We start from the raw sequence: 11,504 nt of genomic DNA, 5'->3' as shown, positions 1-11,504 counted from the left end.
CAACCCAAGGGCGACCGGACCGCCGATAAGGGTTCGATAACGGGCTTCCCTACCGGCCGAAGCCGCCGCCGAGGGGCTGGCCGACGTCTTCGCGGAGCCGCCGGAGACGGTCCAGGTACTCGGCCGCGCCGGGCTCCGTCCCGTACCGATCCCGGACGGCGGCGCCGAGTTCCCGGGACACCATCAGCAGGCTGGGCAGTGACCGGCGTTCGCCCTGGAGCGCCCGTTCCCCGAAGTGGACCGCCCTGCTCGGGTCGCCGTCCCGGGCGGCGACCAACCCGAGGGTGAGACGCGCCTCCGCGTTCCGCATCGGCGAGCGCTCGGCTCCGCCCGCGTCGGTTCCCAGGCGGAGGACGTCCTCGGCATAGACCACCGCGAGCTTGTTCTCGGGTGCGTTCGCGGGCCTGCCGTCACCGAGCCACCGGTAGCAGTCCATGGAGTAGAAGTCCCACTTGGACGGATCCACCGCGAAGTGGTTGTGCGGGTTGTCCGGGTACGGCATCCGTTCCAGCAGCCTGCGGCCCTGATCCAGGGCGAGTTCGACCTGCCGTCGGTCACCCATCCGAGCCCACGCCTTGGCCTTCTGGGCGTGGAGCTGCACGGCCGCCCGCGACCCGGGCGCCACGGCGCAACCGGCGTCCGCGGCGGCGACGACGCCCCGGAAGTCCCCCCGGGTGAGCGCGAACCAGGCGCGCATCTCGTAGGCCCACGCCATGACCTCGGTGTCGCCCGCCTGCTCACCGAGCCCGAGCGCCGCCAGCCGGGTCGCCTCGGCCGCCGCCCGGTCGGCGGTGTCGTACTCGACGCACCCGACCAGCGCCGCGAGCCACCCCGCCAGGGACAGGACCTCCCGGTGGCGCGCCGGCGGCAGCGGCCCGTCCAGCAGGGCCGTGACGCGGCGGAGCCAGGCCCGCCCCTCGATGAGCAGCTGATCCGCGGGCACGTGCGCGTACTCGCTGCACAGCCGGTCGACGGTGACGCGGAGCCCCTCCAGCACGTCCGGGTCGAGCGAGGAGGAGGTGCGCAGACGGGCGACGATCTCTTCCTCGTCCATGCCGGAAGCGGCGACCAGTTCGGCATGGCCGTCCCGGCGCCCGGCCTCCGGCCAGATCGCGGCGGTGACCGTGCCGAAGGTCCGAGCTATCAAGCGCCGATGACCGTCCTCTGGAAGGACCTCTCCGCTCTCCCACTCCCGGACGCGACGCACCATCGCCGCCGCACCCGGCAGCCGCCCACCGGCACGGGCGCGCAGCTCCTCAACGAACCGGGAGGTATCCCACCCGCGAGCCTCCCGCTCCGCGGCGATCCGCTTCGCCCACTCCGGCCGCCCCTCCACCACGAGACACTCCTCCCGGTCGGGTGCTGCCTCCAGTCTGCGCAAGCCATCGCCATCCCCGCCCCACCCAACCGTCCAGGACGAGGTCAAAGGCGGGAGCCACCACGTTGAACGAGCGGACGGCGAGATCACCGCACGGGAAGGACCACCGGAAGAGACCAGGGCAGATGCGCTACAGACACCCACAACACCAAGCAACAACCCCTGAAGGGGGCGGGTGGGAGGGGGAGGAAGGCGGAAGCCGGGGGCTCGGGGGTCGCCCCCCGAAATGACAACGCGGGCCCCGGCGAAGGCGAGCCAAAGGCTCGCCGAGCAACAGGACCCGCCTCGCTCCCGCGATTGGACTCGAACCATTCCGAGCAAGATCGCGTCCAGCCCCACTCCCCTAGCGCCAACAGGGACGACAGTCCAGGACCGTCCAGAGCCGTCCAGACGATCACACCCCGGTTGTCACTCAGTTGGTCACCCGCTTCTACGACGCCGCCTCTTCCCTCACGACAGAACGGAGGTCGCGCACGCCCCAACCTGGGTGCCCGCGCCAGTGGGAGGTGTGACGGTAAGGCTCACCGCCGTAGCCATGCCCGGTTCCTTGACCCGACCCGCACCGGCCATGGATTCCATGCGGCGGTAGCTCATGGCGGCGCCGCACCTGCGCACCCGCCGCCAGCTGGCCACCGACGGTGCTGTGCATCATCCAGGGACTTGAGCCCTAACCCGTGGACGTCACTGGACACCTGCGCCCGTGCTGGACCGCGACCAGAACCGCAACCGCCCGGATGCTGTCGCCAGTTAACGCTTCTTAGCTGCATTTGGGTAGTCGCGACAGCTCCAGAGACCAAATCCGCTGACGTCAGTCCAGCGCGGGGCGACCGAGAGTAGGCTACGACGTCAACGCGCCAACTAGACGGATGATGGAGTGGGAGAGCACATGGCTGGATTCAGGGACGGATTCGAAGAATACTTCCCCCCGTCAAGCAGTTTGAGAGAAGAAGCAATAAAGTCGGGTCTTATTTGTTTGGATACGAACGTTTTGCTGGACGCGTATCGCTTCCGACCCGAAGCAAGGATGGAACTTCTCAATACTTTGAAAGTCGTAGAAGATAGACTGTGGATCCCTCATCAAGTTGCATTTGAGTTCCATAAAAATAGGATCTCAGTCATCGGAAGCCAAGGAAAGGCATATAAAGAGCTCACTGATGGACTTGAGCAGGCAAAATCTGACATGTTCTCAACGCTTGAAGATAAAGCTCGCAAGTTGACACGCACTATCTCTCTCTCAACAAACGAAGGCGAACACTTGCTCAGGCCAATCGCTACCGCAATTGATAGGGTCATCAAGCGAGTGGAGTCGTGGAGTGATGCGCATGGCATAGCGTTGGATCGAATCAATGATGACCCCGTTCTGCGTGAGCTCGAAAGTATATTGGATGGAAGAGTTGGCAGTCGACTGCCCGAGGAGGATGAAGTTAAAGTAAGGAAAGAAGCTGAGAGTCGAGCCAAAAAGCGCATCCCTCCGGGATATAAGGATGTTGACCGGAAGGAGGATGGAGCAGGCGATTATATAATATGGGTTCAATTGTTGAGGGAGGCTAAGCAACAAAAGAAGCCTATTATTTTCGTCACACGAGACGTAAAGGAAGATTGGTTTTGGCGAGTGTCTGGACGTACTCTATCGGCGCGACCTGAACTTATTCGGGAGGCGCGCAAAGTTGCGGACGTCGATCTACTGATTATGGAAACCAAGTCCTTCTTGTTTCATGTCCGGAAATATCTGAAAGTCCAACTCAGTAATGAATTTTTGCAGCAAGTTGAGGATCTTCCTCCTATTGATGGAGGAGCGGTGAACACGTCGGATAGTGCCTACGAAGCGGCAGTGCGGCAAGCCTTTATCAGAACGGGATATAGCGTGCTTGGCGCCAGAGGAATAGGTGGCTTGATTGACTTCTATGTGAAGAGTAGGGATGGGAGGATATATTCGGTCATCGTTCAGCACGTACCTCTAGTTGATGATGGCATTATTCGGCTAGCCAGAGCATTGTCTGGGATCGCCGAGCAGCGTAGCGGTGCGGCAACTTTGCTGGTCACCAATGCCAAATTGCCCATAGTAGAAAGAGTGGAAATAGAAAGAAATTTCGAAGTGGAGTTCATCTTGTGGCGAGACGAGAAGGATGATCTACATATTCCCCCAATGGGTGCCTAGAAGCAGACGGCGAGGCTGAAATTGATGCTAGTTGCGCATATATTAGGCCTCGTGGTCAAACTAAAGAGTTCGACCAGGAGCGGGTTGCGGTCTCGCAACCCGCTAGTACTGCGCCGCATCACTATCTGTGATGCCAGCACCACTAGACCGTTTGCCCGGATTACGGTAACTTCGCAGCATGGCCAAGCTGACCATGACATCAAGCCGATGGGCCGAGATCACTTCACTGCTGGAGGATGAGCAGAGGCTTTGGTCTGAGTACCCTAAAGTGGCCGAGTATCTGGACATGGCGGCACGGCTCGCGGGAACCGGCGATGAGGAAGCCGATGCACAGTTTGATCTGCGGTTCGTGCATTACATGACCGGCGGTAGCGCAGCCAGCCTTAACCCTTACTGGGACATCGTTGAGCCGTTCGTGGCTGAGAACGATGGGCGTCGCGTGGTAAATGGCGGTCAAGTAAATGGAAGCGCACGACTCGCCTTCGCGCAGATGCTTTTGCAGGCAACCTATGCCTATGCAATACCTTCCCCGCAAACCATCGAATGGGTAACGAATTTCTGTTCGGATCTCCCAATCGTGGAACTTGGAGCCGGGCGAGGCTATTGGGCGGCACAGTTGGCCCGCGCGGGAATGACTATTGACGCGTACGACTCGGAACCGCCGGACAAGGCCACCAACACCTCATTCCCCAGAGCGGCCGGCCAGGTAGACGTTTGGCACCCTGTCGAGAATCTGACCGAGTATGCGACTCACGCTCGGTTGGCGAATCACGCACTGTTCCTGTGTTGGCCACCTGGTTGGGGTGACCCGATGTCGTCTGAGGCCCTCACGTTCTTCGAGGACGCCGGAGGCGAGCGGCTCGTTTACATCGGGGAACCACAGGGAGGAAAGACAGGTAACGATGCCTTCTTTGATGCCCTGCATGCTCGCTGGAAGCTGGAATCGGTAGATCCGAACTTCGTTTCGTGGTGGGGAGAGGCCGACGTAGCGCAGGGGTGGATACGAATCTGAATCCGGACATGAGAAAGGGGGTGCCGAAATGCTTCGGCACCCCCTTTGTTGCGCTCTACTTGAGAGCCATGCGGAACACAAAGGCGTCGTAGCGATCGCGGGGATACGACACGTCGGAGATCATGATGATTCGATCGTCAGCGGAGAGGAAGCGCTGGTGAACCGTCTTGACGAGGTCGCCGGGCGTCGTCCGCAGCCACTCGGCGTGCGTTGCCACCGGCAGTTGGTCGGAGACGGTCTCTTCTAGGTACGTGGCTCCCGAGATGTCGGCGACGTCCAGCGGGTGGTAGGTGTCCGAGATGGAGATCGGTCGTCCATTCTCAGTGGCTCGGGTTATGACGTGGTTGACCTCCTCCCCTGCTGGGATACCGAGGGCCTCCGCGAGTTCCGGGGCGGCGGGGATCTGCTGAGTCTCGCGGTCTACTTGGACCTGTTGTTCGGTCTCGTTCTGGAACGACCGTTCGGCGCTCTCCATCTGGCGTTCGGGAGACACGCGAACGAGATTGGGCCGGTCGGCGACGAAGATGCCTCGCCGCCTTACGGATCGAACGAGCCCTTGACTCTGGAGGAGTTCGAGGGCCTTCCGAACCACGATGTCCGAGACGCCGTTCTGCTGGGCGATCTCGGCGTAGCTCGGTAGTTGGGTGCCGGGCGGGAGCTCCCCGCCGCGGATACGTCGGGCGTACTCGCCGGCGATGCGGACGTAGGCCGGTTCTGCCACTGCGTCATCAACCCCTTGCCTTCTTCGGTGACGCCTTGACCAGCGTATACGCACCATCGTATACCTAGGGCTTGTGCGTATACGAAGCTACGTATACGCTGCGACCAGCGGCCCGCTCCCAACAGGGGCGAGTCACCGTCAGTGCTCCGAAGGTCATCAGGAGGTTCCAGGTGTTCCCGCAGAAGTCCAGCAACATCCCGCAGTGGCTCGCCGGCATCGCGGTCGCCATCTTCGCGATCAACAACCCGGAGAAGGCCGCCGCGCTGGTCAACCAGATCATCCACGCGATCAGCACCTTCGCCGGTTCGCTGGGCTGACCGGCGATGACGACTTACGCCCGAACCCGCGGCCCCTCGGCGCACAGGCCACCAAGCACGCCGCCGAGGGCCGCCCGACCTCACCGATCACGACCCGCATGGAGGACTGCATGTCCGCTGTCCCGTCGTCTCTGTCGCTGGTGGACCTGGTGACCGAACTGGGCGAGCGCGGCGACTGCCGGCACGACCCGGACCTGCACATGGGCCCGGACGCGTTCGAGTCCGAGCCGATCGCCGAGCGGCTGGCCCGGCAGGACGTGGCCCGGGAGGTGTGCGAGGACTGCCCGGTGTGGGACCTGTGCCTTGACTACGCGCTGCGGATCCGCCCGGCGTTCGGCGTGTGGGCGGGCTACCTGCCCCGCGAGCTGGCCGCGCTGCGCCGCGAGGCCCGGACCCTGCCCGCCGCGGACCTGGGCGAGGTGGCCTGATGTTCGGCGCTGACCCGACCGTGTTCCCGGCCGTGTTTGCCGCGCTGTACGCCGCGCACGAGGTGGGCGACCACTGGTTGCAGACGCACGGGCAGGCGTGCGGCAAGGGCGCGGCCGGCTGGTCCGGCCGGATCCTATGCGCCCGGCACGTGGCCACCCTGACCGCCGTCAAGGCCGCCGCCGTCATGGTGGTGGCGCTGGTGCTGGCGCTGCCGGTCAACCCCTACGCCGCCGCTGCCGCGCTGGCGGTGGACGCGGTCTCGCACTACTGGGCCGACCGGCGTTCCACGCTGCTGGCGCTGGCCGACTGGCTCGGCCACACCCTGGTTGCCGGTAAGGGCGAGTTCGCCCGGCTCGGCGACGGCGCGACCGCGCCGACCGGCACCGGCGCCTACGCCCTGGACCAGTCATGGCACGTCGGCTGGCTGCTGGTGGCCGCGCTGCTGGCCTCACTGGGGGTGGCCTGATGACCACCGTCCTGTTGATGCTGACCGTCCTGGCCGCCGCGGTGTGCTGGGTGTGCGCCTCGCCGGTCCGGCTGGCCGCCGCCGGTGGCGTGCTGCTGATCACGCACCCGGCGCCGACCGTGGCCCTGACCGCCGTTGCGGCAGTGGCACTGACGGTGGCCGCCGGCGTGCTGACCTACCGGACGTTGCGCGCCGAGGGCTGGCACCTGGTCACCGTTCGCCGCCCCGAGCTCGCCCCGGTGGGAGGTGTGTCGGCATGACCCGCCGCCGTAGCTCCGCCCGGTTCTTCGACCCGACCGGCGCCCGGTACGGGATCCCCACGTGGCCGTGGCGCATGGCCCCGCCGCACCTGCGCACCCGCCGCCAGCTCACCGCCGAGGGCCTGCGCCCCGGCGGACAGGAGATCGCCGGACAAGTCCTGTGGAACTCCCGCCGCTACCGGAAGGGGGTGCGCGCCGCCTACCTGTACGACGTCCGGCTGGCGCTGCCCAAGCGCGTCCCGACCGACCGCCAGCGCGCCGCCCTCGGCAAGGCGCTGGCCGCCCGCCGGCACTGCCCGAACTGCCGACGCGACGCCGGATACGTCCTGCCCCGCCACCTCGGCGAGTGCCTTGAGTGCGCCGAGGGCGTCGCCCTCGGCGAAGCGGAGGTGACCGCGGCATGACCACGCCCACGCCCGTCTACGCCGCCGCGCCGCACCGACCCCTGCACGCCGGTCCGGTCAGGCAGTGCCCGACCTGCCGTACGCCGCTGGACGGCGGACCGGTCCGGTACCGCTGCGAGGCGTGCGGCCGATCGGTGATGGCCGCCGACCTCGACACCGAATACCACCCCGCCGACGCGCCGAGCGGCCACCCGGCCAGCGACCGCGGCGGCGTCGACTCCGGCCCGGTCCGCACCGCCCCCGATGGGAGGTACACCGCATGACCGCCACACCGTTCCACGTCCCGGCGAACCTCGGCGCACAGGCCACCAACCCGCACGCCGCCGACCACGCCGCCATCCCGCTCCGACCGCTGACGCCCTCCAACGAGATCCCGGCCGACCCGACCGCCTCGCCGACGACCGCGCCCGACGACCGCGCCGAGGGCAGCGCCTCGCAGGGGCGGGCGCTGACCAGTAACGAGTTCACCGCGGTTGCCGTGGTGGCCGCGCTGGTGGCCGTGCTGGGGCTGCTGGGATTCGTCAACAGCTTCGCCGCGGTCGCTGACGCTGCCCGCCCGTCGTTCGGTCGGCTGGCGTGGTCGGTGCCGATCGGTATCGACCTGGGCATTGCGATCTTCGCCGCCCTCGACATCGTTCTTGCCCGGCTGGACATGCGGGTTCGGTGGCTGCGGTTCATCCCGTGGGCGCTGACCGCCGCGACCGTTTACCTGAACGTCGCCGAGGAGGCGACCGTGTTCGGTCGCATCGCGCACGCGGTGTTGCCAGCGCTGTGGGTGTGCGCGGTCGAGATCGCCGCGCACGTGATCCGGATCCGCGCCGGCATCGCCGCCGGAACCCGCATGGACGGGATCCGCGCATCGCGGTGGATCCTGGCGCCGTGGCCCACCATGAAGCTGTGGCGCCGGATGGTGCTGTGGGAGATCCGCTCCTACCCTGACGCGCTCGCTCGTGAACGCGCCCGCGTCCTCGCCCTGACCGACCTACAGGACACCTACGGCCGGTGGGCATGGCGCCGCAACGCACCCCGCCGAGTGCGCGCCCTCTACCGACTCGGCGACCTCGCCCCGACCGGCAACGGACCGGCCGCCGAGGTGACCGCCGCCCCGTCCACCATCCCGTCCGCCGTCCCGACCGGCGGACCGGTGCCGGACCGTCCGAGCCTCGCTGAGGTGGACCGTCCGGCGCTGGAGTCCGGACCGTCCACCCCGCCCACCGGCGGACCGTCCGTCGCGCCGTCCGCGACGCGTAAGCGGACGGGGGCACTCAAGGGCAACGGCGGTCCCGGTGGACGGTCCGCCCGCCCGCCCCGCACCCGCAAGACGGGCAAGGCCGCCCCGCCGGACGTGGACGACCTCATGCCGCTTGGCTGGCGCATCGCCGCCGAACTGGCCGCCGCCGGCGAGCCCCTGACCCGCAACAGCCTCGCCGCGCGGCTGCGCGCCGCCGGACAGACCGCCGGCAACGCACGCGTCGGCGCCCTGCTGGCCCGCCTCAAGACCGAAGCACCCACCGACCCCGCCGACACCCCGACCAACGCCGCCCCGGCCGCCGAGGACATCGCCGTGGCGCCGTCCGCCGAGGGAGACAACGCATCATGAACCACGCCAAGGCCATGGGCGAAGTCGTCCGCCTGCCCGTCCGCCACGCCGACCACGCCGACGCCGACACGGCGCCCGACCTCGATGCCCCGACCGCCGCACCCGGCGACGCCGGCGCCGGTGCCCCGCCGTCCGACCCGCCGCGCCCGATGCCGTCCGGCGACCCCGCCGACCGCGCGCCGGACGGGGACGAGGGCGAGGCCCTTGAGGGTCGCGTGTTGGTGGACCGTCCCGACACGTTCCGGCCGGACGTGCGCGCCCGCCGGACGGCCGGTGAGCGTGCGCAGCGGCGCCCGATCATCGCCCCGTGGCTGCGTGACCGTGGCGAGGCACGCGCGACCGTGCGGTGGGCGGTCGGGTACGCCGGTCACGTCACCGGCTACCACGCCGCCCGGATCCCGCTGTACTCGCTGCGGCTGGCGCTGCGCTCGCCCCGTGGGCTGTACCGGGTCATCGCCGGCACCGGCCGGTGGACGTTCGATCTGGAGTCGCGTCCGCTGCGCACGCACGCCATCGACCGCCGCAACGACGAGGCGTACTTGAAGCTGATGAGCGAGCGCAACGACCGCGTTCGCGCCCGCATGTTCGTCGCCGGCGCCGGTGTGGCCGGTACCGGGCTGGCCGCGATGTCGGTGGCCGCCGCCGGTGGCGTCACCCAAACCGCCGTCCTGGCCGCGCTCGTGTTCCTGCTGGGGTGGATCGGCACTCCGACCGACCGCCGCGTCCTCGACACCGCCGTTGTGTCGACCAAGGCGCCCAAGCTCACCTCGGAAATCGTGGTGCGGGCGCTGGCCGCCCTCGGCAACGCCGAGATCAACAAGGCCGTTGGCAAGGGCGGGAGCGGGATCACCTTCCCCGCGCCGATCACGCGCGACGGCCCCGGCTGGCGCGCCGAGGTCGATCTCCCGTATGGCGTGACCGCGACCGACATCATGGAGCGCCGCGACCGCCTCGCCTCCGGCCTGCGCCGCCCGCTGGGGTGCGTGTGGCCCGAACCGGCGCATCACCAGCACGCCGGACGGTTGGTGGTGTGGGTCGGTGACCAGGACATGAACCAGGTTCGCCCGCCGGTGTGGCCGCTGGCCAAGACCGGCGCGACCGCCGATGTCTTCAAGGCCGTCCCGTTCGGCACCGATCAGCGCGGACGCCCGGTCACCTTGACCCTGATGTACGCCAACATGCTGATCGGCGCCATGCCCGGCGCCGGCAAGACGTTCGCGCTCAAGGTCCCGCTCCTGGCCGCGGCCCTCGACCCCACCGCGCAGCTTCGCGTGTTCGAACTCAAGGGCACCGGTGACCTGGACTTCGCCGAGAAGGTCGCCCACCACTACGGGAGCGGCCCCGACGACACCACCATCGGCGAGTGCCTCGCCTCGCTCCGCGAGGTCTACAAGGACCTAGAACGCCGCGCCAAGACCCTGGCCGGACTGCCCAAGGACGTGCGTCCCGAGAACAAGGTCACCCCGCAACTGGCCACGTCCAAGACCTACGGTCTCGGACCTCTGGTGTTCGTGGTGGACGAATGCCAAGAACTGTTCTCCCACCCCGAATACGGCAAAGAGGCCGGCGAACTGGCCACCGCGATCATCAAGCGCGGACGCGCCCTCGGCGTCATCCTGCTACTAGCCACCCAGCGCCCGGACAAGGACTCGCTTCCGACCGGCATCTCGGCCAACGTCGGCATCCGGTTCTGCCTGCGCGTCATGGGCCAGCTCGAAAACGACATGATCCTCGGCACCTCGATGTACAAGAACGGCATCAGGGCGACCACGTTCACCAAGCAGGACCGCGGCATCGGCTACCTCGCCGGCGAGGCAGACGAACCCCAGATCGCCCGCGGCTACTACCTCGACGGCCCCACCGCCGACCGCATCGCCGACCGCGCCCGCGCCGCCCGCCGCGCGGCCGGAACCCTCACCGGCTACGCCGCCGGCGAGGACACCACCCCGACCGAGGGCGACGGCGCGTCGCTGCTGGACGACATCGCCGCCGTCCTGCTGCCCGGCGAAGACAAGGTGTGGTCCGAGACCGTCGTGACCCGCCTCGCCGAGCTACGCCCCGCGACCTACGGCGCATGGGGCGACCTCGACCCGACCGGCAAGGCCAAGCACCTGGCCGCCGCCCTCAAACCGCACGGCATCGCCACCGGACAGATTTGGGGACAGGACGAAACCGGCAAGGGCGGCAACCGCCGCGGCATCACCGCCGCACACATCCTCGACGCCCTCAACGACCGCGGCAACACCGCCCCGTGACGCCCGACCGGCCCGCTAGGTCTAGCGGCCCCCACCGCTAGACCTAGCGGCCCGGCTAGCGACCCACACCCCGCCCCACCAGCGATCAAGCATCTAGCGGCCCCTACCTGCACCCATGCCAAAAACCGCCCTGGGAGGCACCTGTGAGCCCCCTGCTCGCCACCGCTAGCCACACCGGCCCCAACCTCGGCGCGTGGATCCTGCTCGCCGTCCTGGCCGCCGCCGGCTACCTGCTCCACTGCGTCATCTGGCCGTATCGGGCCTGCCGTAAATGCGACGGCGCCGGACGGTTCCGCTCCCCGTCCGGCCGCGCCTGGCGCTACTGCAACCGCTGCAGCGGCAAGGGCGCGCAACTCCGACCCGGCCGCCGCGCCTGGACCCACATCAAGAACACCAACCGGGACCGCCGCTAACCCACCCGACCGGCCCCGGCGGCGCCGCCGCACCCGCCCCGACAGACAGACGGGCGGCCCGGCGCACAAGCCACCAAGCACGCCGCCGGAC

Annotated in this window: 13 protein-coding genes; 11 read left to right on the top strand and 2 right to left on the bottom strand. The window is 67.9% G+C overall.

All coding sequences use genetic code 11. The features are described from left to right. Positions 1 to 49: 49 nt before the first annotated feature. Positions 50 to 1,339, bottom strand: coding sequence for an NsdA family TPR-like regulatory protein (locus CHF16_RS00765; RefSeq protein ID WP_179271337.1), 1,290 nt, complete (start codon positions 1,337 to 1,339; stop codon positions 50 to 52). A gap of 925 nt (positions 1,340 to 2,264) precedes the next feature. Between CHF16_RS00765 and CHF16_RS39200 the strand changes: the two genes are divergently transcribed. Beyond that, entirely contained in the window at positions 2,265 to 3,536 is a 1,272-nt protein-coding gene (locus CHF16_RS39200; protein ID WP_143227838.1) for a PIN-like domain-containing protein, read from the top strand. A gap of 178 nt (positions 3,537 to 3,714) precedes the next feature. Further along, entirely contained in the window at positions 3,715 to 4,548 is an 834-nt protein-coding gene (locus CHF16_RS00760) for a hypothetical protein (protein WP_089323902.1), read from the top strand. Positions 4,549 to 4,603: 55 nt separating this feature from the next. On the opposite strand, the gene CHF16_RS00755 is transcribed toward CHF16_RS00760, so the two are convergent. Beyond that, on the bottom strand, positions 4,604 to 5,269 hold the full coding sequence (locus CHF16_RS00755) for a GntR family transcriptional regulator (protein WP_089323901.1): 666 nt from the start codon (positions 5,267 to 5,269) through the stop codon (positions 4,604 to 4,606). 170 nt (positions 5,270 to 5,439) lie between these two features. Here CHF16_RS00755 and CHF16_RS40035 point away from each other — a divergent pair, with 170 nt between their 5' ends. The 9 genes from CHF16_RS40035 (at position 5,440) to CHF16_RS00715 (ending at position 11,413) form a co-directional block, all read left to right on the top strand. Further along, entirely contained in the window at positions 5,440 to 5,586 is a 147-nt protein-coding gene (locus CHF16_RS40035; protein ID WP_179271336.1) for a hypothetical protein, read from the top strand. A gap of 110 nt (positions 5,587 to 5,696) precedes the next feature. Further along, positions 5,697 to 6,014, top strand: a complete 318-nt coding sequence (locus CHF16_RS00750; RefSeq protein WP_179271335.1) for a WhiB family transcriptional regulator — start codon at positions 5,697 to 5,699, stop codon at positions 6,012 to 6,014. Continuing rightward, on the top strand, positions 6,014 to 6,481 hold the full coding sequence (locus CHF16_RS00745; RefSeq protein ID WP_089323899.1) for a DUF3307 domain-containing protein: 468 nt from the start codon (positions 6,014 to 6,016) through the stop codon (positions 6,479 to 6,481). Before CHF16_RS00750 ends, CHF16_RS00745 begins: the two co-directional genes overlap by 1 nt. After that, positions 6,481 to 6,741: a hypothetical protein gene (locus tag CHF16_RS00740; protein ID WP_089323898.1), complete on the top strand. Its 261-nt coding sequence runs from the start codon at positions 6,481 to 6,483 to the stop codon at positions 6,739 to 6,741. The genes CHF16_RS00745 and CHF16_RS00740 overlap by 1 nt, the downstream gene beginning before the upstream one ends. Next, positions 6,738 to 7,145, top strand: a complete 408-nt coding sequence (locus CHF16_RS00735) for an RRQRL motif-containing zinc-binding protein (RefSeq protein WP_089323897.1) — start codon at positions 6,738 to 6,740, stop codon at positions 7,143 to 7,145. Before CHF16_RS00740 ends, CHF16_RS00735 begins: the two co-directional genes overlap by 4 nt. After that, positions 7,142 to 7,408, top strand: a complete 267-nt coding sequence (locus tag CHF16_RS00730) for a hypothetical protein (RefSeq protein ID WP_089323896.1) — start codon at positions 7,142 to 7,144, stop codon at positions 7,406 to 7,408. Before CHF16_RS00735 ends, CHF16_RS00730 begins: the two co-directional genes overlap by 4 nt. Next, positions 7,405 to 8,745, top strand: a complete 1,341-nt coding sequence (locus tag CHF16_RS00725) for a DUF2637 domain-containing protein (protein ID WP_089323895.1) — start codon at positions 7,405 to 7,407, stop codon at positions 8,743 to 8,745. The genes CHF16_RS00730 and CHF16_RS00725 overlap by 4 nt, the downstream gene beginning before the upstream one ends. Beyond that, positions 8,742 to 11,000: a P-loop NTPase family protein gene (locus tag CHF16_RS00720; protein WP_089323894.1), complete on the top strand. Its 2,259-nt coding sequence runs from the start codon at positions 8,742 to 8,744 to the stop codon at positions 10,998 to 11,000. Before CHF16_RS00725 ends, CHF16_RS00720 begins: the two co-directional genes overlap by 4 nt. Positions 11,001 to 11,143: 143 nt before the next feature. Beyond that, positions 11,144 to 11,413, top strand: coding sequence for a hypothetical protein (locus CHF16_RS00715; protein ID WP_218826490.1), 270 nt, complete (start codon positions 11,144 to 11,146; stop codon positions 11,411 to 11,413). Positions 11,414 to 11,504 lie beyond the last annotated feature (91 nt).

Origin of the sequence: Actinomadura meyerae (genome assembly GCF_900188445.1) — a bacterium.
Lineage (GTDB): Bacteria > Actinomycetota > Actinomycetes > Streptosporangiales > Streptosporangiaceae > Spirillospora > Spirillospora meyerae.
Note: the sequence above shows the minus strand (reverse complement) of the source record. Positions and strands in the feature narration are given on the sequence as shown.

What these genes read in the sequence shown, in the direction of transcription:
- CHF16_RS39200 (WP_143227838.1), top strand. Translation starts at nt 2,265, where the DNA reads ATGGCTGGATTCAGGGACGGATTCGAAGAATACTTCCCCCCGTCAAGC.
- CHF16_RS00760 (WP_089323902.1), top strand. Translation starts at nt 3,715, where the DNA reads ATGGCCAAGCTGACCATGACATCAAGCCGATGGGCCGAGATCACTTCA.
- CHF16_RS00750 (WP_179271335.1), top strand. Translation starts at nt 5,697, where the DNA reads ATGTCCGCTGTCCCGTCGTCTCTGTCGCTGGTGGACCTGGTGACCGAA.
- CHF16_RS00745 (WP_089323899.1), top strand. Translation starts at nt 6,014, where the DNA reads ATGTTCGGCGCTGACCCGACCGTGTTCCCGGCCGTGTTTGCCGCGCTG.
- CHF16_RS00740 (WP_089323898.1), top strand. Translation starts at nt 6,481, where the DNA reads ATGACCACCGTCCTGTTGATGCTGACCGTCCTGGCCGCCGCGGTGTGC.
- CHF16_RS00735 (WP_089323897.1), top strand. Translation starts at nt 6,738, where the DNA reads ATGACCCGCCGCCGTAGCTCCGCCCGGTTCTTCGACCCGACCGGCGCC.
- CHF16_RS00730 (WP_089323896.1), top strand. Translation starts at nt 7,142, where the DNA reads ATGACCACGCCCACGCCCGTCTACGCCGCCGCGCCGCACCGACCCCTG.
- CHF16_RS00725 (WP_089323895.1), top strand. Translation starts at nt 7,405, where the DNA reads ATGACCGCCACACCGTTCCACGTCCCGGCGAACCTCGGCGCACAGGCC.
- CHF16_RS00720 (WP_089323894.1), top strand. Translation starts at nt 8,742, where the DNA reads ATGAACCACGCCAAGGCCATGGGCGAAGTCGTCCGCCTGCCCGTCCGC.